Here is a 24,205-nt window from a genome sequence, read left to right as displayed (position 1 = left end):
TCTGCAAACATCTGCGCAAGCTATCCCCGAGAATCTGCGGGAGTTAAAGAAAAATTATTTTCCCGCCGATATTCGCAGAAAAAGACGCTGATTATCGCTGAATTAATCCCAAAAACTTTAACCTCTGCAAACATCTGCGCAAGCTATCCCCGAGAATCTGCGGGAGTTAAAGAAAAATTATTTTCCCGCCGATATTCGCAGAAAAAGACGCTGATTATTGCTGAATTAATCCCAAAAACTTTTGCCTCTGCGAACATCTGCGCAAGCTATCCCCGAGAATCTGCGGGAGATAAAGAAAAATTATTTTCCCACTGATAAACCCAGAAAAAAGATGCTGATTATCGCTGAATTAATCCCAAAAACTTTTGCCTCTGCGAACATCTGCGCAAGCTATCTGCGGGAATCTGCGGGAGTTAAAGAAAATTTATTTTCCCACTGATAAACGCAGAAAAAGACGCTGATAAATGCTGAATAAATCCAACTTCTTTCAATCTGCGAACATTTGCGCTAATAATTCCCGGAAATCTGCGGGAGTTATCCCTAGAAATCTGTGGGAAATAGAATAAAATTCAAGTAATTCGTAGCATTAATTTTTACCTCAGATGAAAAAGAAAATAGCCCTTGTGACCGGAGGTTCTACCGGTGAATCAGTCATTTCATTAAAAAGCGCAGCGGTCGTTGAAAAAACAATTGATCGGGACTTATATGATATTTACAAAATTCTGATTTACCCTGGTGACTGGCATTTTCTAAGCGTTTCTGGAGAAAAAATCCCAGTAGACCTAAACGATTTCAGCATTTCAATCGGGGATGAAAAAATCAATTTTGACGGCGTGTTTAACATTCTACATGGCTCTCCAGGAGAAGATGGAAAACTGGCAGGATACTTTGATATGATCGGATTGCCTTATACTACCTGTGATCAGTTGACTTCAGCTATCACCATGAATAAAGGTTATACCAAGGCCATTGTTGATGACATTGAGGAATTACACATCGCAAAATCACTTCAGCTTTTTGAGAATTCTTCAGATAATCATGAGAAAGTTAAAAGTGAATTAACCTTACCACTTTTCATTAAACCAAACAATGGAGGTAGTTCTATTGGAATGAGCAAAGTAAAAACCTGGGAAGAGCTTCCTGAGGCCTTGGACAAAGCTTTTGCAGAGGACAAACAAGTTTTAGTTGAGGAATTTGTCTCTGGAAGAGAGTTTTCCATTGGTTGCTTCAAAGGAAAAGGAGAAACTACCGTTTTGCCCGCTACTGAAATTGTCAGCAGCAAAGAATTTTTTGATTATGAAGCCAAATATGTGGCTGGCGTGACTGAAGAAATCACTCCCGGAAGAATGAATGAAGAGGAAGTCGCTAGAGTCAACCGCATCATTCCAAAAATTTATGAGAAGCTCAATTGCAAAGGGGCAGTTCGAATTGATTATTTCTTACAGCACGAAACCGGAAAATTCTACTTTATAGAAATCAATACCGTTCCGGGTCAAACGGAAACAAGTTTAATATCTCAACAAGTCCGTGCCATCGGTATGGAAGTCAAAGAGTTTTACACTCAAATCATCGAAGAGATGTTTGCTTAAGTTTTATTGATCGCATTTAGATTCAAATATGAATTCCTACTATGATTTTATCAGAATGGAATGCTATTTGGACATTTTAGAATGAATCTAATTACAGTTCATTAAATCAGTCCGGTTGCCTTCTATAAGGCGATTTCAGGAAACTGATTATATCTCTTCGAGCATTTATTTTCTCATTCCTGGGAAAATTTTGGACAATGAACTTCATCCTAAATTCTAAAATTGACATGAAAAATTATATGGTAATCTTTGTTCTGATTGGACTGATATTTAGTTGCAGCCCTTCAGAACAGAAAGTGGATAAGCTAACCAACTTACTGGCTGAATGGAAAACCACTTCAGAAATGATTGGTGATCTTTCTAAAGAAGTAGGAGATCAAATGTATCTTTTGAAGACTAAAAAAGAGGAAAGGAATGGATCTGAAGCAATTCCGATCAGTGTAAATGGTGAAGCAAGTAATTGTGAAACTGAATATGCCGCTTTGAAAGAAAAAGTAGATGAATTGATCGCCGTTTGGCAGAAAAATTCCAACGAGGTTGAAGATTTAACAAAAAGAATGTCTTCAGGTAAATGGACCGTAGAAGACGATACAAATCTTGAGGGCCTTGCTAAAGAAGCGAAAAAAGCGAAAGCAAATGTAGACCTTTGGATGATAAAATTGAATGAGCTCAAAACAAAATGCGAGCTAAAATCAGAGACCTCTAATTCTTAAGAATCAAAATTAGTAAGTGATCCAAATTAAGGATAAAAAAAGCCTTCCGAGTGTTTGGAAGGCTTTGATTTTTATATGCCGAAAGCAGTTTTGATTTTATCTACAAAATCAAGCTTCTCCCAAGTGAAAAGTTCCACTTCCAAGGTGATCTCATCTCTATATGGCGAAACAAAAGTCTTAGAAACCACTTCATTTTGTCTTCCCATGTGACCATAAGCTGCAGTCTCCTCATAAATAGGATTTCTAAGCTTCAGTCTTTGCTCTATCGCATATGGACGCATATCAAACAGCTCCTCGATTTTTTTAGCAATCTCTCCATCATGCAAATCAACTTTGGCGGTACCATAAGTATTTACGTAAATACCCATCGGAGCTGCTACACCGATCGCATAAGAAACCTGAACGAGCATTTCGTCAGCGATCCCAGCTGCCACCATGTTTTTGGCAATATGACGTGTTGCATAAGCTGCAGATCTATCCACTTTTGACGGATCTTTTCCAGAGAAAGCACCTCCACCGTGAGCACCTTTACCACCATAAGTATCCACAATGATTTTTCTACCAGTCAAGCCTGTATCTCCATGTGGGCCCCCAATCACAAACTTTCCAGTTGGGTTAATGTGATATTTGATGTCTGAGGTGAATAATTTTTGAAGCTCTGGCTTCAACTGCGCCACCACTCTTGGAATCAAAATAGAAACAATATCAGATTTGATTTTGGCAAGCATTGCTTCCTCTTCATCAAAATCATCGTGCTGAGTCGAAACAACGATTGCTTCAATTCTCTGTGGCACGTTATCGTCAGAATATTCGATTGTCACTTGAGCCTTTGAATCAGGTCTCAAATAGGTAATATCTTCATTTTCTCTTCTTAATGCAGCCAACTCACGAAGGATCATGTGGGAAAGGTCCAATGCCAAAGGCATAAAATTCTCAGTTTCGTTGGTAGCATAGCCAAACATCATTCCCTGATCTCCAGCACCTTGCTCTTCCGGACTTTTTCTATCCACTCCTTGGTTGATATCCTGAGACTGCTCGTGGATTGCTGAAAGCACCCCGCAAGAATTGCCCTCAAACATGTAATCAGACTTGGTATAACCAATTCTATTGATCACATCACGAGCAATTTTCTGAACGTCTAAATAAATATCAGATTTAACTTCTCCGGCTAAAACTACCTGGCCTGTAGTCACCAAAGTTTCACATGCTACCTTGGAATTTGGATCAAATGCCAAAAAATTATCAATTAATGCATCTGAAATCTGATCTGCAATTTTATCCGGGTGCCCCTCAGATACTGACTCTGAGGTAAATAGATATGCCATAAATATTAAATTGTAATCCGTTTTTTAAGGAAGCCCAAAAATACAGGAACTACACGAAATAAAAAACTAGATTCAGAAGGTTGGTAAATAAGAAAAACCAAAGCTTTAAATTCAAAGGTTGAATCATATTGAATTTCCAACTCACCTTTCTATCTTATTTTTAAAAATTCGCCTCTCATGAAATCAATTAAATATTCTCTCCTGATTCTTATTTCATTTCTCGCCATTACTTATCCAAGCCTGGCAAAAGAAACCAACTACAATGAATTGGTAGAATTATTTAAAGAATGGAGAAGTTTTGAAACTCCCCCACTTTTTAATGGCGCTCCGGACTATAGAAAAGAAACTTTTGAAAAGAGATTACCAGAGTTTAAAAAGCTTCAATCAAAACTTTTAACCATTGACACCGCCGGTTGGTCTGTAGCCCAGCAAGTAGATTGGAGGATTGTCTGGGCAGAAATGAATGGTTATGATTTCAATTTTAGAATCCTAAAACCATGGGAACGAGATCCTGCTTTTTATAAATCTCTCTGGACAGAAAGAAGTGATGTTCCGGCGCATGAAGGTCCTACGCACCATGGAGTTCTGGAGCTTTGGCAATATAGTTTCCCATTGGATGAATCCAGCAAAGAAAAATTCTTACAAGAATTAAAAGCCATCCCTTCCTTAAATCAACAAGCCACCATAAACTTGATTGGAAATGCAAAAGAACTTTGGGCGGCAGGGATCCCAAGTATTCAGGAACAGGCAATTGAATTACAAAACCTTTTACAATTGGAAGGAGTCGCCGAGGATCAGGAGTTGGTTAAATGGATTTATGAAGCAACAAAATCCTCGAATGAGTTGGTCACTTGGCTGGAAAAAATGGCGCCAAACAAAACCGGCGAATCTGGAATAGGCAAAGAAAATTACACTTGGTATCTACAGAATGTACACTTAGTGCCTTTAACCTGGGAAGATGAAGTCATGATTTTAAAGCGCGAATTGGCTAGAGCTTGGACTTCTTTAAAATTAGAGGAACATCGAAATAGAGATTTGCCGGAACTCAAAGATGCCGATTCACCAGAAGCTTTTGATCAAATGGCTGAAGCAGGGATCGAAAGTCTTTTGAAATTTCTGGATGAAAAAGAGATTGTAACTGTCAAAGATTATTTCGAACCAGCACTTCGTGCCCATAAGGGCTCTTTCATTCCCAAGGAAAAACGTAATTTCTTTACCATCGGAATGCATTATGATCCACGTCCTCTGTATTCTCATTTTTACCATTGGTTTGAGTTGGCAAGAATGGATAATGAACCTCATGCCAGCGAAATCCGTCGAGAGCCATTGCTATATAACATTTGGGATTCAAGAAATGAAGGGACAGCAACTGCTGTAGAAGAGATTTTTATGGATGCTGGACTTTATGAAGATTCGCCCCGAGCAAGAGAAATTGTCTACATCATGATTGCACAGCGAGCGGCTAGAGGCTTAGGATCACTTTATGCCCAAGCAAATGAAATGACAATGGTTGAGGCAGGTAGTATCCATTCGAATTATACCCCTCGAGGATGGATGAAAACAGAAAAAGACTTGCTCCTGTTTGAGCAGCATCTTTATATGAGACAACCGGGATATGGCAGCAGCTATATCACTGGAAAGTACTTACTTGAATCTGCAATGGCAGACTACGCCAAGATGATAGAAGACCAAGACAAAGAATTCAAATTGAAAGATTTCTTTGATCAGTTGAATAGTATCGGAAGTATTCCGGTTTCCTTGAGCCATTGGGAAATGACAGGAATTGATCAACAAAAATAAAATTAGAAAAGACCCATCCGTTATTTGTGTAATTCAAGATGTTTAACAGCTACAAAATCAAAATTTTTTGAACAAAATTACAAATGACCTCAAAACATAGGTAACTTATTGAATTAATAAAACGTCCTTAAGACATGAAAACATTTTTTAATCTCCTTTTATCAACTGTTTTACTATTTTTTGTCTCTAGTTGATCAAGTGTAATTGATACAGATCCTGAGGTTATAGAATCTGAAATCGAAAAAATTCAATGCAATACTGTCGACGTTTGTTGTTTTGATTTAAGTGATCAACCGGGAGAATATAACTTAAAATCTAAATGGGAATTTGTTGGATATCAAGAAGAAAAGGGAACCCCATTTGACAATCTTTCCTGCCTTGCAAGAATTGCGGAGTTTGCTTTAGGAGGTGAGGATTATGATAAGATCACCAGAGTAACTCTTATTTTATCTGAAAAGACTTCTCCTTTGGTCAATTGCGAAAATTATCCTTTATTTTATTTCAAATCTTTCAATAAAGAAATAAATGGATGTTACGATTCAAATCAGTCTGGAGAAATCCTATTTAATTTCGACTCAGAAAATGTCATCCTGACCCCCAGTAATAATTACACTGCTTTACCCATGGTTGATTTTGAACAAAAAATAGAAAACGACCTATCTAATGTTGAGAAATATGTAATAGATCACAATAAACTCTATTTGTTTATTAAAGGCGAAAATAAAAAAATGGTTTTTATAGCTTTTAGGGATAAAAAAACGACAACCAGCTAAAAAATAATCTTTCTACTGGTCAGCTTTTAATATTCTTCACCAGGCCTTCAGTGATCTCATTCATCGCTTTGACTTTGTATTCGAAGTCACCTTTCAAGGTATCTCGATAGGCATTGAGATTATCGAGTAAGTCATCAATTTCTTCAGGAAGTACTTCTTCCAATAGTTGACGAAGTCGCTTGGCTGCTGTTGGGGATTTACCATTGGTACTGATCGCAACTTTCAGGTTGCCTTTGGTGACAATTCCACCCAAATAGAAATCACATAAATCAGGTGTATCCGCCACATTTACCAGCAAAAACCGCTCTTTGGCTTCATCCCGAATTTGCCGATTCACAGCCTTGTCATCTGTAGCAGCAATAACCATATGCTTGGCTCCCAAATATTTTTCATGGTAAATATCCTCAATCATCGTGACCGTATCTGTCTTCTCTGCCAAATCAATAAAGCTCTGAGAAAATTCTCTAGAAACCGCAGTTACCTGAGCTTTCGGACTGGATTTGAGTAGAAATTCCAGTTTCTCAGTACCCACATTTCCTCCTCCTACCAATAGGATATTCAGTTCGTGTACTTTGAGGAAAATAGGATATAGATTGTTCATTTTATTTAAGATAACCTTTGAGGTGTTATTTCGAACGAGGGACGAGTGAGAAATCCCCTCGAAGGTTTAATATTTTAAAACCTTTTAAACACTGCGGACTATAATAGTAACAAAACCTTCATTGTTTAAACAAACCTTAAAGGTTATACTTTAAAGCTTCCCGATATACCTCAGCAAGCTTCAAACTTTCGCGAACGACATTACCTATAATGATGATTGCAGGGGCTTCCACCTTATTTTCTTCAGCTTTTTGCTCAATATCTCCGATGTAGCCAGCTGTAATTTTCTCATCTCGGGTAGTTCCACTTTGGATGATAGCTATCGGCAATTCAGATTTCCCAAATTTGCTATAAACACTTACTATTTCAGATAGCTTTTTTGTCCCCATGAGCACGACTACAGTTGCTGTGGATTGAGCTGCTAAAGCCAAATCTTTCGATAATTCACCGGCAGAAGTTGTGCCCGTGACAACCCAAAAACTTTCAGAAACTCCCCTTTTTGTTACGGGTACTCCTGCCGCTGCTGGTACTGCTATGGCGGAAGTTATCCCAGGTACAACTTCCGTTGGAATACCAAAGGTTTCTATGTAATCCAATTCTTCCGCCCCTCTTCCAAAAACAAAGGGATCTCCTCCTTTCAATCGTACCACATGTCCATGTTTCCTGGCCATCTCAACACAAAGTTCGTTGGTATCTTGCTGCGGGTATGAATGCTTTCCAACGCGCTTGCCTACAAATATCTTAATCGCAGTATCTGGAGCATGCTTCAGCAAAACAGGGTCGATCAAGGCGTCATACAAAACGACATCAGCTTTATTCAATTCTAACACTGCTTTGAGGGTGATCAGATCAGGATCTCCTGGACCTGCACCGACCAATGTTACTTTAGGTTTGATTTCTATTTTCATGCCTCTACTTCGGCTTCTCTGAAGCTTTTTAATTTTCCATAAATTTCAAGAGCCTGCGCAGCATAAGTCTTAGCAAAAGCTTCTGTAGGTTCATTTTTATTGATTTCATAAACCTTCTCTGCGAAAGTTCCACCTAAATCGATCTTACCAGTACCGATAAACTGCTCATCAAATTTTGAAATGATATTTGCGTAGCTATTTGTAGAAATATCCTCACCTAGCAATAGCGCCTTGGCAGCATTGATCAAGCCTGCATAGTGATGGTAAATACTGTCTGACCAGCGACCATTCTTCAAGGATTCCTTACCCAAATCCATTTTTTCATAGGCTTCTAAAAGCAGGGTAGAAACCAAATCCAAAACAACCCCGGCGCATTCTCCAACTCCCACTGCAATTTTATATTCCTCAGAATTACCCCAGTCGATGTAATCTGCTGGTGTCACAGTAGAAGCATCTCCCAATTCTTTGAGCAACTCATAAAAGTAGATCTGACCCTTCTCATCATAATAGCTTAGGAAATCTTTTCCATCAGCATTTGTCTCAAAGTCATTCAAGAGAATCCTCAAAGCTTCAGGTCCTCTTTTACTAGGTATCTTTGTCACTTTATCTGCAAACCTTCCATTGCCATCTCCCAAATTTCCACCACCAAGCAATACTTGCAAGGCAGGAATCACCACTTTCCCTGCTTTCATGGACATGCCTTGGAATCCAATATGCGCCATGTTGTGCTGGCCACAAGCATTCATACAGCCTGAGATCTTGATTACCAAGTCTTTATTTTTCAGGTATTGGGGGTATTCTGCCAAAATTACTTTTTCCAATTCTGCCGCAATACCTGTAGAACTTGCAATTCCCAGATTACAGGTATCCGTTCCCGGACATGCGGTGATATCTGCTAGGGTATTATATCCTCGTTCTCCTAGTCCGATTTTCTTCAACTCCTGATAGAAATAAGGCGCTAAATCTGCCCTGACATCCCGAATCAAAAAGTTTTGACGGAGTGTAAAGCGGATTTCAGCATTGGCATATTTCTCTACCAAATCCGCCAATTTCCTGGCCTGATCTGTATAGAAATCTCCTAGCGGAACTCGCACTCCCACAGAAACAAACCCTTTCTGCTTTTGAGGCAAAATATTGGTCAATTTGAAATGCTCGAAATCCAAGCCAAGCTCTTCTTCCACGGTGGCAAATGGAGCTTCGGGAAGCTTTTGCTCAGCATCATAAGACTCATAGTCGATAGGATAGGACTTAAATGGCAAAGCAGTTTTCTCCTTTTCCACCAGTTCAAGGAATGCTTCCAGACCAAGATCTTTGATCAAGAATTTCATTCTTGCTTTCATCCTTTTAGCACGCTCCCCATGTCGGTCAAAAATCCGGATCACTGCCTCTGCAAATGGAATAATCTGATCTGCTTCTACAAATTCCGAAAACACATCCGCATGTCTAGGCTGAGACCCAAGTCCTCCACCCAACATCACTTTAAATCCACGAACTTCCTTCCCATCAATTACTTTTACTTTCGGGATAAATCCTAAATCGTGTAAATAGCTCAATCCGGTATCTTCATCAGAAGAAGAAAAAGAAATCTTGAATTTTCTCCCCATCTCCTGGGAAATAGGGTTTCTCAAAAAGTATTTGAAGACCGCATCTGCATAAGGAGTCACGTCAAATGGCTCGTTGGCATCAATTCCGGCAGTTTCTGAAGCCGTCACGTTTCTTACGGTATTACCACAAGCCTCACGGATGGTGACATCATCACGCTCTAATTCCGCCCAAAGCTCAGGCGTACGGTCCAAACTCACGTAGTGAATTTGAATATCCTGACGCGTAGTGATATGTAATCTTCCGGTAGAATATTCATCAGAAACTTTACAGATTCTTCGAAGTTGATCTGAAGAGACTCTACCATAAGGTAGTTTGATTCGGATCATCTGCACTCCCGGCTGGCGCTGGCCATAAATTCCACGTGCCAGTCGAAGACTTCGGAATTTCTCTTCATCGATATTCCCTCCTTTGAAAAGAGCAATCTTCTTTTCTAAGTCAATGATATCTTGTTCTACAATAGGATTTTCTAGTTCGGTTCTAAAGCTTTGCATGGCTTAAAAGGTTTTTGTTAGGGTTGTAAAGTTGAAAAGTGATAAGGTTGAAAGGTTTAAAAACCTTTATACCAAATTCTAATCATTCTATAAATCCAACCGAAACGGTATCGTATTCTGCTTCATCGATGAGGATAAAGCTTCCATTTGATTTGTTTGACTTATAAGAGTCAAAATGAATTGGTTTGCTCAATCGGAAATGAACTCGGCCGATGTCATTTAATTTTAAGGAATGAGCATCTTCTGCTCCTGTGAAATCAGTATGAATTCTGGATTCGATCTGATCTACCTTCGCCAATACACGGTTTACTCCGTGCTGTAAAATATATTTCTTGCCTACGGTTAAGGCTTTATTGTTCACCTGACAAATGGTAGCTGAAATCTGCTTTTCGCTCGATGGCAATTCTCCACTTTTCACCAGCATATCACCGCGGCTCAGATCAACTTCTGTTTCCAAAGTGATTGCAATGGAGCTCCCTGGAGCAGCTTCCTGAATTTCCTGATCGAAATAATGGATGCTTTTGATTTTGGAAGTATTCAAAGATGGAAGCAAGGTGACCTCATCTCCAACCTTTAGATTACCCCCGTAAAGCATTCCAGAAAAACCTCTGAAGTCATGCCAGGCTTCGGTCTTTGGTCGGATGACATATTGCACCGGAAATCTAGCTACAGAGCTCGGCTCCAAATCTGCAGGCTCAAGCACTTCCAAATGATCTAAAAGTGTATTTCCAACATACCAAGGCATCTCTTCAGACTGTCTTGCAATGTTTTCTCCCTTCAGAGCAGATACAGGAATAAACGTGATTTGATCTTCGGAGAAATCAGATTTCGCTACCAATTCGTCAAAATCCGCTTTGATTTTCAAGTACACTTCCTCATCATAATTCACCAAATCCATTTTATTGATTGCTACTACTACATGGCTGATGCGGAGTAAATTGGCAATAAAGAAATGGCGATAAGTCTGCTCAATCACACCTTTTCTCGCATCGATCAAAATGATCGCCACCTGAGAAGTAGATGCACCTGTCACCATGTTTCTGGTATACTCTACGTGTCCTGGAGTATCCGCTACGATGAAATTGGTCTTGGCAGTATTGAAATAAATATGCGCTACATCAATGGTGATTCCTTGCTCACGCTCAGCTACCAATCCATCTGTAGCTAGCGAAAAATCCAGGTAATCGTACCCTCGTTGCTTAGAGCTACGCTCGATGGCCTCGATTTTATCAGTGGTAAGTGACTTAGTATCGTATAGTAATCGCCCAATCAAAGTACTCTTGCCATCATCGACAGAGCCTGCAGTAGCGATTTTTATGAGTTTTCTATTTTCAGACATGTTGTTCAGTTTTTTGTTTTGCTGTTGTCCTGCTTCTCCAGAAGCTGGACTTGGCTTGACTCTGATATTGAGAGCTTTAAGTTTGATTAATACTGCTTCTGGAGAAGCAGCATAACGACATTATTGCCGAGTCTACTTGGTACTTTGTACTTGAGACTTTGTACTCTTTCTAAAAGTATCCGACTTTCTTCCTCGTTTCCATCGCGGCTTCAGATCGTTTGTCATCTATTCTGGCTCCGCGCTCAGAAATTGTAGATTCCCGGATTTCACCAACTACATCATCGAGAGAAACTGCCTCAGAAAGCACAGCAGCTGTACATGTCATGTCTCCTACAGTTCTGAACCTGACCATTCTCAATTCAACCTCTTCATGTGCCTCTCTGTACACATGCTCATTGGCAGTCCAGATCATACCATCACGGAAGAAAACTTCACGCTCATGCGCAAAATAGATGGATGGTATTTCAATATTTTCGGTTTTGATATACTCCCAAACGTCCAATTCAGTCCAGTTGGAAATCGGAAAGCATCGCACATTTTGTCCTACATGGATTTTTCCATTGAGCATATCAAAAAGCTCAGGACGTTGATTTTTTTCATCCCACTGACCAAAATCATCTCTTACTGAAAAGACTCTTTCTTTGGCTCTGGCTTTTTCTTCATCTCTTCTTGCTCCACCGATACACGCATCAAATTTGAACTCTTCGATGGCATCCAAAAGTGTCGTTGTCTGCAAAGAATTTCGGCTAGAATATCTACCTCGCTCTTCACGAACTTTCCCCTGATCGATTGAATCCTGAACATTTCGCACAATCAATTCCAAACCAAGCTCCTCGACAAGCTTATCCCGAAACTCAATTGTTTCTGGGAAATTATGCCCTGTATCCACATGTAATAATGGAAAAGGAATTTTCGCAGGATAGAAGGCCTTTTGCGCTAATCTCACTAGCGTAATCGAATCTTTTCCTCCAGAAAAAAGCAAAACCGGACGCTCAAACTGCGCCGCCACCTCACGGATGATGTGGATCGATTCTGCCTCTTTTGGATTAGGTATTAATAGGTTGCTCATGATATTTATGATTTATGAAGTACGACTTACGAGATGAAATTGCACTTCAAATTTTATCTTCTATTTGTCTTCGACTTCGCTCAGACTGACAAACTTTGCTTCTAATGTCTAAAATCTTACGTCCCGAATCTTGTTTCTAAAATCTCAGATCTCACTTGGCATGCAGCCCGCACTCCTTTTTCGAGTCTTCCCACCACCATCTTCCGGCTCTCGCATCTTCTCCTTCCATAATCGCACGGGTACAAGGCGCACAACCAATACTGATAAAACCTTTGTCGTGTAATGGATTGTATGGAATATTCTTCTCTTTGATATAGGCAATCATGTCATCAAAGGTCCAGTCCAATAATGGATTGAATTTCAAAATCTGGTTCCCTTCATCCCAATCAATTCGCTTCATTCCTGATCTGTTTGCTGATTGCTCGGCTCGAAGTCCTGTCACCCAAACTTCATTTCCCGCCAAGGCTCTTTTCAAAGGCTCTACTTTGCGGACAAAGCAGCAGGATTTACGGTTTTCTACAGATTCATAAAACCCGTTGATGCCAATCTCCGAAACCAGTTTTTCTACCGATTCTGTATTGGGATAATAGACTTTGATGTTTTGCTTGTATTTAGCTTCTGTTCTAGATAGCAGATCCAAGGTCTCAGGAAACAATCTTCCAGTGTCCAATGAGAAAATGGAAATCGGCAAGTTCGCTTCTGCGATCAATTGCGTGATCACCTGATCTTCCTGGCCCAAAGAAGTAGAGAAAGTAACTTTGCCTGGAAATAAATCCGCGATCAAAGCCAACCCTTCCTGTGCACTCAGTTCACTCAACTGAGCCTCTAATTCATGCATATTCTTTTCGAGTGTCATCTTCTTTTACTTTAGGTGCTGATTCCCAAACTCGCTCATGGAAATAATAAAGAATGATCTTGGAGAATACCTCGACAGACCCAATTGATATAGCCATCACAAATTCTCCTGTCACGAAATATGAGATGATGATCGTATCAATCGTACCGACAATTCTCCATGAAATTGACTTTAACAGACTCTTTGCATTGCTGTCTTTTCCAGACTTGCTGCTAAATAGTTTCTTAAGTGGTTGGTCTAAAATCATATCAGGTTTATACGAGCGTAAAGCACAAAAGTATACAAACCCTATTTATTTTATAGGGTTTATGGTAAAAAAATTTTATTCTTCTTTGAGAATATCTTCTAATGTCTTGTTTTCCAGTATTTTAAGTGTTTCATCACGAACCTGAATCATCACTCGATTGATCCCACAGATTGCTTCATTCTTACATTCAGCACAAGGTTCGTAGTAGTTTAAGCTTACACAAGGAAGTAAAGCAATAGGTCCATCCAGCAATCTAATCACTCGGGACAAGGGAATTTCTTTGGGCTCTTTTATTAAATAATATCCGCCACCTTTTCCTTTTTTGCTTCCCAACATTCCTGCTTTCTTCAATTCAAGTAGAATATTCTCTAAAAATTTATGGGAGATTCCGTGTTCTTCAGCGATATCCTGGATCAAAACAGTTTTCTCATCTTTATGCTTACCGAGGTAAGTCAGGGCATGCAGGGCGTATTTAGTCTTTTTAGAAAGCATGGACAAAAATAAATTATTTTGGGCAATACCCTAGTATGGAACTAGGCTTTTATAAATATGGCAAAAAAAACGGGTATGATTCCATACCCGTTTAACTTTTTATAATGAAAGACTGCTATTTAAAGCAATTCCACACTTCTCTTTACAAAGGCAGTCAGGTCTTTACCTGTCAACAAACCTTGAGAAAGTTTCGCTAAGTCAAATGCCTGCTTGGCTAGTTTGGTCTTCTCTTCCTCTGTTTCGGCTTTCAATACTTTGTCTACCACAGGGTGATTTCCATTGATTGCAACTTTATAAGCATCTGGAAGCTGACCATAGAAGCCCATTCCTCCACCGCCAGTAGCAGCCATATCTTTCATTCTTCGCATGAACTCCTCCATGGTGATCGTTACCGGAAGTTCCTCAGGACTTAAACCTTCCACTTCCACAGAGTAGGTTTTGTTATTGATCGCTTTTTCGAAGATTTCCTTCACTTCTTTGCTCTGATCTTCAGTCAGCAAATTGGCATAGGTATCTTCCTTCTGGATCAACTTTTCAACCACATCAGCATCCACACGCTTCAGTTGGGTTTTCTCCAGCTTAGACTCCAAATTCTGGATAAAGTGGCTGTCAATCGGAGAATCCATCACCAATACATCGTAATCTTTCTTGTTGGCAGACTGGATAAAGCTATCCTGCTTATCTACATCTGTCGCATAAAGAATGATCGTTTGCTCATTTTTATCGGTCTGAACAGGCTTCACTTTTGATTGATATTCTTCAATCGTGAAGAATTCACCTTTGGTGTTTTTCAAAAGGGCAAAGTCTTTTCCTTTTTCATAGAACTTCTCCTCGGAGATCATTCCGTATTTCACGAATAATCCGATATCATCCCACTTATCTTCGTATGCCTTTCTGTCCTTTTTGTAAAGTTCAGCAAGCTTATCGGCAACCTTCTTCGTAATGTAAGAATTGATTTTCTTCACATTTCCATCAGCTTGCAAGAAACTTCTAGAAACGTTTAGAGGAATATCCGGAGAGTCAATTACCCCATGAAGCAACATCAAGAACTCAGGAACGATGTCTTTCACCTCATCCGTGATAAACACCTGACGAGAGAATAACTTGATCTTATTTCTCTGAAGTTCGAATTCGTTTTTCACTTTTGGGAAATAAAGCACCCCTGTCAAGTTGAAAGGATAATCCACATTCAAATGAATCCAGAAAAGTGGATCCTCTGACATTGGATAAAGATCCTTGTAGAATTTCAGATAATCTTCATCTGTCAGATCGCTCGGTGATTTGGTCCAGATCGGAGCGGTTGTATTGATGATATTATCAACCTCAACAGATTTCCATTTCTTCTCTCCTTTGTCATCCACTCCATCTTCTACAGATTCGGTTTTTGTACCAAACTTGATCGGAACAGGAAGGAATTTCGCGTATTTGTCCAAGATTCCCTGAAGCTTCCATTTGTCTAGAAACTCTTCAGAATCTTTGTTGATATGAAGGATAACGTCTGTTCCGCGCTCTTTTCTCTTTCCTTTGGAAATTTCGAAAGAGGTAGAACCATCACAAGTCCACTTGGCTGGCTCAGCTCCTTCTTGGTATGAAAGCGTGTTGATTTCTACTTTGTCTGCAACCATAAATGCAGAGTAGAATCCAAGACCGAATTTACCGATGATCTCATTGGCATCTTTCGCATCCTTAAATTTCTCCACAAACTCTTCAGCTCCGGAGAAAGCTACCTGATTGATGTACTTTTTGATTTCTTCCGCGGTCATTCCTAGTCCGCGGTCGGAGATAGTGATCGTTTTCTTTTTCTCGTCAAAATTCACTTCCACCGTCGTGTCACCAAGTTCCCCTGAATACTGACCTAATGTCGCAAGTCGTTTGATTTTTTGTGTCGCATCGACTGCGTTCGACACTAGTTCTCTTAAAAAAATCTCGTTATCAGAATAGAGAAACTTCTTGATAATCGGGAAAATGTTCTCGGTATGAATCGAGATCGTGCCTTTTTCCTGCATGGCTATAAATTAATTTAGTTAAACACATTTTTGTTCGGAGAGGGAATTGCAACTGTTGTTCCAAAGCCGTTTTGGTGTCATTTTGGCAGTAACACAAGTCAGAAATCAAAATTGAGAAAGCTAAAAATTTTTGATAGATCTTTGGTTGAAATTGTAGCTATAGTTGTCAGCTCTAGCAAATTCGAGTTCACTTTGACTTTGCTACTAATGACAGATTGATTTAACGTAACGATATGCGGGTCAGTCCGAGCACTTGAGAGACGGGAGTCTCGAAATCGAGTACCCTTCGACTTCGCTCAGGGTGACAACCTTGCATTCCACGAATCCTTTAATTTTTCAATTTTTCAACCTTATAATTTTCCAATCCATCTATCTTTGTCTGATGCTAAAAGAAATCTCAGTCTTAATTCAAAAAGAACTCACGCTGGAATGGCGTCAGAAATTCGCATTGAATGGGATTTTGCTTTATGTGGTTTCGGCAGTTTTTATCACCTATTTAAGTGTCGGTGCCAAGCAAGGAAACATTTCCTCTCCTACTTGGAATGCCTTGTATTGGATCATTATCCTTTTTTCGGCAGTCAATGCAGTGGCAAAAAGCTTTGTCCAAGAGCATCAAGGCCGTCAACTTTATTATTATATGATTGCGTCACCTGAGGCGATCATTTTATCAAAAATAATCTACAATACAGGCCTAACTCTGTTATTGGCGCTTCTTGGCTATGGCGTTTTCTCAGTGATATTGGGAAACCCTGTCCATGACCAAGGTCTTTTTCTACTGAATTTGATTTTGGGAGCAATGGGATTTTCGGCAAGTCTTACCATGGTCAGCGGCATCGCTTCCAAAGCCGGAAATAATGCCACCCTGATGGCAATTTTGAGTTTCCCTGTCATTATTCCGATTCTTTTGATGGCAATTCGTATTTCCAAAAATGCCATGGACGGTCTTGATTGGAGCGTCAGCGCGGACAAGTTGATATCACTTTTAGCAATTAATGCCATTGTCGCAGCCGCAGCCTATATCCTTTTTCCTTTCCTGTGGAGATCCTGATTTTCGAATTGGAAAATTGAAAAATTGTACGATTTGAAAATTGCTTAGCTTTTAGCACTCATATATGTCAAAAGAACTCAGAAAAAGCAGCGTTTTCAGGAACTTATGACTTATTTTTGCGCTTGAATTAGCAAAAATACCCTATGCGCCAAAATTGGTGGAAAATACTAACCATCCTCCTGCTGCTGTATACATTAACTGCGGGATTGCTGATGGACGTACCACGTCTTCCGATCTTAAACGAGACCATTCGAGCACTATATTTCCATGTGACCATGTGGTTTGGGATGATTTTGTTATTGACTATTTCTGTTTATTTCAGCATCAAGTATTTGCGAAGTAATGATCTCAAACATGATGACATGGCTATTGAATTTGCTGGAGCAGCGATACTTTATGGAGTATTAGGGATCGTGACAGGGATGCTTTGGGCCAAATTCACTTGGGGAGATTATTGGAGTGGTGATCCCAAGCAAAATGCAGCTGCAATCGGCATTCTGATGTATTTCGCCTACTTGATTTTAAGAAACTCGCTTACAGATTCTCAGCAAAGAGCAAGAATCGGAGCCATCTATAACATCTTTGCTTTCGCAGCATTTATTCCATTAATTTTTGTATTACCTAGGTTGACAGACAGTCTCCATCCAGGTAACGGAGGTAATCCAGGTTTCAATGCCTATGACCTGGATTCTAAACTTCGAATGGTTTTTTATCCGGCTATCATAGGATGGACTCTTTTAGGAGGCTGGATAGCAACTGTGCGAGTAAGAATGCGTAGGATGGAAAGGACGATTGAGGATAGAATGATTAATTCATAAATGATGAAATAAAGGATGTTTCAACTGTCACAATTCTAAAAGAATACCCAGTAAAATGGATTCTTTGTGGCCTTTGAAGATCAAATGATAAAAACATGAAAAAATTACTGATTATAGCCATGATGATTTTTTCTTTTGGAGCTTTGGCACAAGAGAAAATCCCGGTCACAGAATCTGACTATTCAAACAACTCTGTGGAAATGGCAGACGCAATGAGAGCAGACGGCAAAATCTATGTGTTGGTAGGAGTGATTGTTTTGATTTTCGCAGGAATCACCGTTTACTTGATCAGCACTGACAGAAAGATCAGCAGACTTGAAAAAAACATTCAATCCTAATATTCAGGAATTATGAAATCGAGCATATCAAAGTACCTTACAAATTGTACTGGCTTTGTGAAATGTGAGATTCCATCTGACCACTGAAAAACAAATTATTAACAGATGAAAAAAGGACATTTAATAGGTATTGGAATCATCGCTGTAGCTATTGTCATCATCATGACTTCGATCGGAGATGCGAGTAGTTATGAAAGTTTCAACACTGCGCTTGAAATGAAAAAAGATGGAAACGACAAACCTATCCATGTGGTGGGCCAGTTGAAAAAAGACGTTGCAGGAGAAGTGACAGGATTAAATGTGAGAGATGATAAAACCTCTTTCACCTTTGTATTGGTAGATAATGATGGGACAGAACAAGAAGTATTTTATAACGAACCTGTTCCAGCGGATTTCACCCGCTCAGAATCTGTGGTGGTTATTGGCCAATATAAAGCCGATGACATTTTCATCGCAGATAAAATCCTGATGAAATGCCCATCCAAATATCAGGAAACAGACGTGCAGGCAGCAGGAATGTGAGAGAGTTGCATTAGAATAAAAAATCCATGATCAACACATTTATCGGAAATTTTGGCCACATGATGACCATCGTGGCCTTTGTCACTGCATTGGTTACGGCTTATGCTTACATCCAATATTTCCGTGCAAACGAACTCGAAAAACCTAGCTGGAGAAGATTCAGCAGAATCAGTTTTTACATTCATGGCGTTTCTGCCACGCTGATTGCTATTTCACTATTTGAAATTATCTATAATCATCGGTACGAGTACTTTTATGCCTATTCACACAGTTCCAAAGCCCTCCCAGTCCATTATATGATTTCCAGTTTCTGGGAAGGTCAAGAAGGAGCATTTATCCTTTGGATCTTCTGGAATGTGGTTTTGGGAGCTATTTTGATCAATACGAATAAGTTCTGGGAAGGTCCTGTCATGGTAGTATTTGCCTTGGTTCAGGCATTCCTGGTTTCCATGATTTTGGGAGTGGTTATTGGCGATTTGAAAATTGGTAGCTCTCCTTTTATTCTTTTGCGGGACGCGACCCAAGCACCGATCTTTCAGATGAATCCTGACTTTGTTCCAGAAGATGGAACAGGGTTGAATCCTTTGCTTCAAAATATTTGGATGGTAATTCACCCTCCTACACTCTTCTTAGGATATGCTTCCACGCTAGTACCTTTTGCTTTCTTAATGGGAGGCTTGGTGATGAAAAGATATTCTGAGTGGATTCGTCCAGCTTTACCTTGGGCGATTTTCTCTGCCATGATTCTTGGAATGGGAATTATCATGGGTGCTTATTGGGCTTATGTCACATTGAACTTTGGTGGATATTGGAACTGGGATCCTGTAGAAAATGCCGTGTATGTTCCTTGGCTGATTCTCGTGGCTGCGATCCATACCATGATCACTTTTAAGAAAAGTGCTACCGCTTTGAAGACGTCCATTGTTTTAGTGATCTTAAGTTTCATTTTGGTATTATATGCCACCTTCTTGACCAGATCAGGGATTTTGGGAGATGCATCTGTCCATTCCTTTACCGATTTAGGCTTATCTGGACAGCTACTTATTTATTTACTTTTCTTTGCCCTGGTAGCTGTAGTTTTATCAGTCAGAGCTTGGAAAAACATTCCTACATCTGAGAAAGAAGCCTCTGTTTATTCCCGAGAATTTTGGGTTTTCATTGGTGCTACTACTCTTGGACTGATGGCTTTCCAGGTCATTCTTCCTACATCTATTCCTGCTTGGAATGCGATAGTTGAAAGCTTTGGAGGAATATCCAATATGGCTCCTCCTGCAGACCAGGTAGAATTCTACACGAAATTTCAATTGTGGTTTGCTATAGCCTTGGCATTGTTAACAGCCGTTGGCCAGTTTTTCTGGTGGCAAAAAATGGACAAGCAAACCCTGAAAGATACTTTGGTTACCCCATATATTGCTTCGGTTTTACTTTCAGCAGGGATTATTGTTTTTACAAAGGTTTATGATTGGAAGTACATTATTGTTGTTTTGGCATCAACATTTACCATCGTTGCCAACTCTGTAATTCTCGCTAAAATCCTTAAAAAATCTACTTTCAAGCTTGCAGGTGGCTCTTTGGCCCATATAGGCTTAGGGATGATGTTGATTGGAATTATGTTTAGCTCAGGTTATTCAGATGTGATCTCTATCAATATGTCTGGATTAACTTATAGCAACAGCTGGGAAGATGAGTTGAACAAAGAGCATGTTTTGCTTTGGATCAACAAGCCAACTCAGATGAAAGACTATACGGTAACTTACAGAGGCCGTCAGAAGAAAGTGGTAGGAGTTCCTGAATATGTACCTGCCAAAATTCTTGAGACAACAGGCTTGGTCAACAAATCTGTGGCTTTGGAGGATTACAAGGATTACTTCCAGAAAGGCGATACAGTCAATTTAGTCTTGGAGGAAAATGATTACTTCAAAATCGACTATTACAAAAACGAGGTGCTTCAGTTTTCTTTGAATCCAATGTCTCAGTTCAATGCTGGGATGGGTGGATTAATTTCTTCTCCGGACTCCAAAATCTATTTTGACAAGGATTTGTACACTTATGTAGCAGCAATGAATGACTACGAAGATCCAGACTGGAAAGAGGCTGAGACCTATGAAGTGGCTCCTGGGGAACAGTTCCATGTCGCTGACTTCGTAACTTATTTCGATGGCGCAGAAGTTTTGGAGGAATTGGATGGTTATGTGCTTCAGGAAGGTGATGTTGCTGTGAAAGCAAAGCTTCGAATTTTGGATTATGATGTCGAAAAACTATTAGAACCTACTTTCATCATCCGAAACAACCAGATCGGCAAGATCCCGGTTGTAGATTCTGAACTGGGCATCAAAGTTTCTCTAGAAAATATCCTACCAGAGGACAACAAATTTGTTTTCAAAGTAAACCAATACCAGAAAGACTATGTGGTGATGAAAGCGATTGTAAAGCCTTACATCAATGTACTTTGGGTTGGAACAATCATCATGTTAACAGGTTTCTCCGTAGCAATCTTCAGAAGATTTGATGAATTCAAAAAGATGCGAGATAAAGGATTGGAGTAAGATTTAATTCTTAAAATCAATAATATATTGAAACAAGAAAAGCCCGATTAAATCGGGCTTTTCTTGTTATCATTTAAAGTGAATTCCCTAAAGCAAGGGTTTAAACTGCTTCAGGAATCGCACATCATTTTCCGTAAATAGACGAAGATCTTTGATCTGATATTTCAGCATCGCAATTCGTTCGATCCCCATTCCAAAAGCGAAACCGGTATATTTTTTAGAATCGATTCCACAGTTTTCCAACACATTTGGATCTACCATTCCAGAACCACCGATCTCTACCCAGCCTGTTCCTTTACATACATTACAGCCTTTGCCACCACAGATCAAACAAGTGATATCGATCTCAGCACTAGGCTCAGTAAACGGGAAATAAGAAGGTCTGAAGCGAACTTGAGTTCCTTTCCCAAACATCTCCTTTGCAAAATGGTATAAGGTGTTTTTCAAATCAGCAAAACCTACATTTTCATCCACGTAGAGGCCTTCCACTTGATGGAAAATACAATGAGCTCTCGCAGAAATAGCTTCGTTTCTATAAACTCTTCCTGGTGATAGCGTTCTGATCGGAGGTTTTTGATTTTCCATGACACGAACCTGTACAGAAGAGGTATGCGTTCGAAGTGCAATATCAGGATTCTTCTCAATGAAAAAGGTATCCTGCATTTCTCTTGCCGGATGATTTTCAGGAAAATTCAAAGCAGTAAAATTATGCCAGTCATCTTCGATTTCAGGACCTTCGGAAAGATTAAACCCGATTCTCTCAAAGATCTCTACGATCCGTTGTCTCGTCGCTGTCAAAGGATGAATACCTCCAATTCCTTGGTTTGTTGGCGGCAAAGTCAAATCAAGATCCGCAGACTTTGATTTTTTATTTGCTGAGCTGACTTTCTCAATCAATTGCTGAAATTTTTCCTCAGCTAATTGCTTCACTCCATTTACTAATTGGCCGTAGGCACGTTTCTCCTCATTTGGGATTTTCCCCATACCGGCAAAAAGCTCTCCTACTACAGATTTTTTGGAGATATACTCCAATCTGTAGGATTCCAATTCATCGGGTGTATTTGCATCAGCTGCGGCAATAGCAGCTTTTATCGCTTCAATTTTTTCCTGATACATGCCTTGCAATTTTATCAAGCCACAAAGCTAAGGGTTTTAGGCTTTTTAGGACAAAAAAATCCAATTGGATTCAGGCTAATTCAATTATCGGTTGTCATGAATTTAAAGAAATAAAAAAATCTACTCAATCCAATTCTGCCATGAGGAACGTAATTCTCCTCAAATACGAAAACTAAAAATCATCAAAACTTACAAAATCATGAACATTCAAAACTTCTTTAAAGTGGCTTTTGCAGCCTTTATTTTTCTATCAGCAAACTTGGCTTTTGCACAAATGGAAAAAACAGTAATGGTAGGTGGTGCAGAAATGTATCCTTCTAAAAATATCGTGGAAAATGCAGTAAACTCTGCAGATCACACCACCTTGGTAGCAGCAGTGAAAGCCGCAGGTTTGGTGGAGACTCTTCAAGGAGCTGGCCCATTTACAGTATTTGCTCCTGATAACATGGCTTTCGATAAACTTCCAAAAGGAACGGTTGAGACTCTATTGAAGCCAGAAAACAAAGCACAATTACAGGCAGTTTTAACTTACCATGTGGTAGCTGGCAAAATGGGATCGAAAGATATCGCAGCTGCGATTAAAAAAGGAAATGGTAAAGCTGAACTGACAACTGTACAAGGAGGAAAATTAACTGCTTGGATGAAAGGAAAAGATCTTTACATTACAGACGAAAACGGTGGTGAGTCAAAAGTAACCATCGCGGACGTTTGGCAGAAAAACGGTGTCATTCACTCAGTGGATACCGTAGTTCTTCCAAAAATGTAATTTTATTATTACCCAATCTAAAACCGACTTCTTAAAGGGAGTCGGTTTTTTTTGTTTTAAACCGCAAAAAACACGAAGGCTTGCAAAGTTCGCTATAAATCCCAACTTACAAAAGCTCCTCTGGAATCTGGAAAACTGCGATTCCGGGATCCTCATCTGTGGTAAGTCCATAGATTTCGTTGGTAGTCTCATTCACAACGATTTGGATGATTGATCTGTCAAGTTTTAAATTATAAAGTGGCTTTCCTTTATGATCGAATACCCAAATCTGCTCTGCCATTATCCCTGTTTCATTGTAGTCCATCTGACCATGACCACCGTATAGTGCGAAAACATAGTCTTCAGTCAATGCGATATCCCTGTATCTGTAAGTTACATTCCTATCAAAAGCCATAGCTCCACCGTATTCCGATTCTAAATATTCAAATTCTGGAAGTGAGTTATTCGGGCCTGTTAGTGTAAAAAATTCTTTCGTCTTATAATTAAATATTTCCAGTAAATCTGAGTGGAGACATGCCCTGACATAGAGACCTCTTTTTGGATCACCTTCAAACCAGCCTCGCATTAAAAGTGAAATCTGTAATTTAGTCAGATCAGGCCTTCCTTCTAAGGTTTCAAATTCACCGTAATTAGCGACAAAATTTCCATTGGCATCAAACTCCTGTATTTTGTATTCACTTTCTTTGGGAACACCCAAATAATGCCCATTTGGACCAAATTCTAAAAACCAAAGATCCATCATAGGTTCAGGAAATTTCCAATCCTTAATAGCTAGCAATGAGGTATCTTGAATGGAAAATTGAGCCAATTTCCGACGATCCATATTGTAAATCCAAAATGTACCTGGATCAGGAGAATACAATAATTCGGCATCTGTAATTTCTAATGGTCCTTGTCCGTGTTTACCCTTTGGCTTATCGTAAGTCCAATTTGAGATATTGACCAAATGCATGCGTGGGTGTTCTACTGGGACACGCCAAGCTTCAGAGATCAGCAGTTTGTCATGAGCAAGTCCAATACCAGTTGGATTAATAACTTCCTCGAAGAAGTGCTTTTCTGAGGCAATCGCAATCTCTCTGAAATCTTCCATCTTAAGCACTCGATGGCTTCCTTTTTCCGATTCTGCTGCACAAGAAAATAAAAAGGTGAGGATAGAAAATTGGTAAATAAACTTCATTTGACAGACAATATAGTTAATATACTAAAATTTAGTAATTCGGTGAATAAAAAAAACCGAC

Annotated in this window: 22 protein-coding genes; 10 read left to right on the top strand and 12 right to left on the bottom strand. The window is 39.5% G+C overall.

What is annotated here, in order from left to right; all coding sequences use genetic code 11:
- The 3 genes from FHS59_RS12400 to FHS59_RS12390 all read left to right on the top strand — a co-directional run.
- On the top strand, positions 1–315 hold a 315-nt coding region (locus tag FHS59_RS12400), incomplete at its 5' end, for a hypothetical protein (protein ID WP_184495459.1).
- A 287-nt stretch (positions 316–602) separates the two neighbouring features.
- Positions 603–1,589, top strand: coding sequence for a D-alanine--D-alanine ligase (locus FHS59_RS12395; RefSeq protein ID WP_184495458.1), 987 nt, complete (start codon positions 603–605; stop codon positions 1,587–1,589).
- A 227-nt stretch (positions 1,590–1,816) separates the two neighbouring features.
- Positions 1,817–2,302: a hypothetical protein gene (locus FHS59_RS12390; protein WP_184495457.1), complete on the top strand. Its 486-nt coding sequence runs from the start codon at positions 1,817–1,819 to the stop codon at positions 2,300–2,302.
- Between the two features lie 71 nt (positions 2,303–2,373).
- Here FHS59_RS12390 and metK read toward each other — a convergent pair whose 3' ends face one another.
- The gene (gene metK / locus FHS59_RS12385) at positions 2,374–3,627 is read right to left on the bottom strand and encodes a methionine adenosyltransferase (RefSeq protein WP_184495456.1); all 1,254 of its coding nucleotides are present in this window, start codon (positions 3,625–3,627) and stop codon (positions 2,374–2,376) included.
- Between the two features lie 177 nt (positions 3,628–3,804).
- On the opposite strand from metK, the gene FHS59_RS12380 reads away from it, so the two are divergent.
- Positions 3,805–5,427 (top strand): hypothetical protein, encoded by a 1,623-nt coding sequence (locus tag FHS59_RS12380; protein WP_184495455.1) that lies wholly within the window; start codon positions 3,805–3,807, stop codon positions 5,425–5,427.
- A 792-nt stretch (positions 5,428–6,219) separates the two neighbouring features.
- On the opposite strand, the gene FHS59_RS12375 is transcribed toward FHS59_RS12380, so the two are convergent.
- From FHS59_RS12375 to htpG, 9 genes are all read right to left on the bottom strand, one after another.
- A complete protein-coding gene (locus tag FHS59_RS12375) occupies positions 6,220–6,801 on the bottom strand; it encodes a precorrin-2 dehydrogenase/sirohydrochlorin ferrochelatase family protein (protein WP_184495454.1) in 582 nt (193 codons plus the stop codon).
- A gap of 136 nt (positions 6,802–6,937) precedes the next feature.
- Positions 6,938–7,708: a uroporphyrinogen-III C-methyltransferase gene (cobA, locus tag FHS59_RS12370; protein WP_184495453.1), complete on the bottom strand. Its 771-nt coding sequence runs from the start codon at positions 7,706–7,708 to the stop codon at positions 6,938–6,940.
- A complete protein-coding gene (locus FHS59_RS12365) occupies positions 7,705–9,804 on the bottom strand; it encodes a nitrite reductase (protein ID WP_184495452.1) in 2,100 nt (699 codons plus the stop codon). The genes cobA and FHS59_RS12365 overlap by 4 nt, the downstream gene beginning before the upstream one ends.
- A gap of 82 nt (positions 9,805–9,886) precedes the next feature.
- Positions 9,887–11,143, bottom strand: coding sequence for a sulfate adenylyltransferase subunit 1 (locus FHS59_RS12360; protein ID WP_184495451.1), 1,257 nt, complete (start codon positions 11,141–11,143; stop codon positions 9,887–9,889).
- Positions 11,144–11,312: 169 nt separating this feature from the next.
- The gene (cysD, locus tag FHS59_RS12355) at positions 11,313–12,212 is read right to left on the bottom strand and encodes a sulfate adenylyltransferase subunit CysD (RefSeq protein ID WP_184495450.1); all 900 of its coding nucleotides are present in this window, start codon (positions 12,210–12,212) and stop codon (positions 11,313–11,315) included.
- 151 nt (positions 12,213–12,363) lie between these two features.
- Positions 12,364–13,068, bottom strand: a complete 705-nt coding sequence (locus tag FHS59_RS12350; RefSeq protein ID WP_184495449.1) for a phosphoadenylyl-sulfate reductase — start codon at positions 13,066–13,068, stop codon at positions 12,364–12,366.
- Entirely contained in the window at positions 13,043–13,315 is a 273-nt protein-coding gene (locus FHS59_RS12345; protein ID WP_184495448.1) for a DUF2061 domain-containing protein, read from the bottom strand. The genes FHS59_RS12350 and FHS59_RS12345 overlap by 26 nt, the downstream gene beginning before the upstream one ends.
- 75 nt (positions 13,316–13,390) lie before the next feature.
- Positions 13,391–13,807 (bottom strand): RrF2 family transcriptional regulator, encoded by a 417-nt coding sequence (locus FHS59_RS12340; RefSeq protein ID WP_184495447.1) that lies wholly within the window; start codon positions 13,805–13,807, stop codon positions 13,391–13,393.
- Between the two features lie 119 nt (positions 13,808–13,926).
- A complete protein-coding gene (gene htpG, locus FHS59_RS12335) occupies positions 13,927–15,813 on the bottom strand; it encodes a molecular chaperone HtpG (protein ID WP_184495446.1) in 1,887 nt (628 codons plus the stop codon).
- 382 nt (positions 15,814–16,195) lie between these two features.
- Here htpG and FHS59_RS12330 point away from each other — a divergent pair, with 382 nt between their 5' ends.
- The 5 genes from FHS59_RS12330 to ccsA (FHS59_RS12310) all read left to right on the top strand — a co-directional run bounded on the left by FHS59_RS12330 (position 16,196) and on the right by ccsA (FHS59_RS12310) (position 21,085).
- The gene (locus tag FHS59_RS12330; RefSeq protein WP_184495445.1) at positions 16,196–16,861 is read left to right on the top strand and encodes a heme exporter protein CcmB; all 666 of its coding nucleotides are present in this window, start codon (positions 16,196–16,198) and stop codon (positions 16,859–16,861) included.
- Positions 16,862–17,004: 143 nt separating this feature from the next.
- Complete coding sequence (ccsA, locus tag FHS59_RS12325; protein WP_184495444.1) at positions 17,005–17,679, top strand: cytochrome c biogenesis protein CcsA; 675 nt, start codon at positions 17,005–17,007, stop codon at positions 17,677–17,679.
- Positions 17,680–17,774: 95 nt separating this feature from the next.
- The gene (locus FHS59_RS12320; RefSeq protein WP_184495443.1) at positions 17,775–18,017 is read left to right on the top strand and encodes a CcmD family protein; all 243 of its coding nucleotides are present in this window, start codon (positions 17,775–17,777) and stop codon (positions 18,015–18,017) included.
- A 105-nt stretch (positions 18,018–18,122) separates the two neighbouring features.
- Entirely contained in the window at positions 18,123–18,539 is a 417-nt protein-coding gene (locus FHS59_RS12315; protein WP_184495442.1) for a cytochrome c maturation protein CcmE domain-containing protein, read from the top strand.
- A gap of 26 nt (positions 18,540–18,565) precedes the next feature.
- Positions 18,566–21,085, top strand: coding sequence for a cytochrome c biogenesis protein CcsA (gene ccsA, locus FHS59_RS12310; RefSeq protein WP_184495441.1), 2,520 nt, complete (start codon positions 18,566–18,568; stop codon positions 21,083–21,085).
- A gap of 87 nt (positions 21,086–21,172) precedes the next feature.
- Here the strand turns inward: ccsA (FHS59_RS12310) and pheS are convergent, their stop codons facing one another.
- Positions 21,173–22,201 (bottom strand): phenylalanine--tRNA ligase subunit alpha, encoded by a 1,029-nt coding sequence (gene pheS, locus FHS59_RS12305; RefSeq protein ID WP_184495440.1) that lies wholly within the window; start codon positions 22,199–22,201, stop codon positions 21,173–21,175.
- Between the two features lie 199 nt (positions 22,202–22,400).
- Here pheS and FHS59_RS12300 point away from each other — a divergent pair, with 199 nt between their 5' ends.
- The gene (locus FHS59_RS12300; RefSeq protein WP_184495439.1) at positions 22,401–22,967 is read left to right on the top strand and encodes a fasciclin domain-containing protein; all 567 of its coding nucleotides are present in this window, start codon (positions 22,401–22,403) and stop codon (positions 22,965–22,967) included.
- A 106-nt stretch (positions 22,968–23,073) separates the two neighbouring features.
- On the opposite strand, the gene FHS59_RS12295 is transcribed toward FHS59_RS12300, so the two are convergent.
- Positions 23,074–24,144, bottom strand: coding sequence for a BF3164 family lipoprotein (locus FHS59_RS12295; protein ID WP_184495438.1), 1,071 nt, complete (start codon positions 24,142–24,144; stop codon positions 23,074–23,076).
- Positions 24,145–24,205 lie beyond the last annotated feature (61 nt).

Origin of the sequence: Algoriphagus iocasae (genome assembly GCF_014206875.1) — a bacterium.
GTDB lineage: Bacteria > Bacteroidota > Bacteroidia > Cytophagales > Cyclobacteriaceae > Algoriphagus > Algoriphagus iocasae.
Note: the sequence above shows the minus strand (reverse complement) of the source record. Positions and strands in the feature narration are given on the sequence as shown.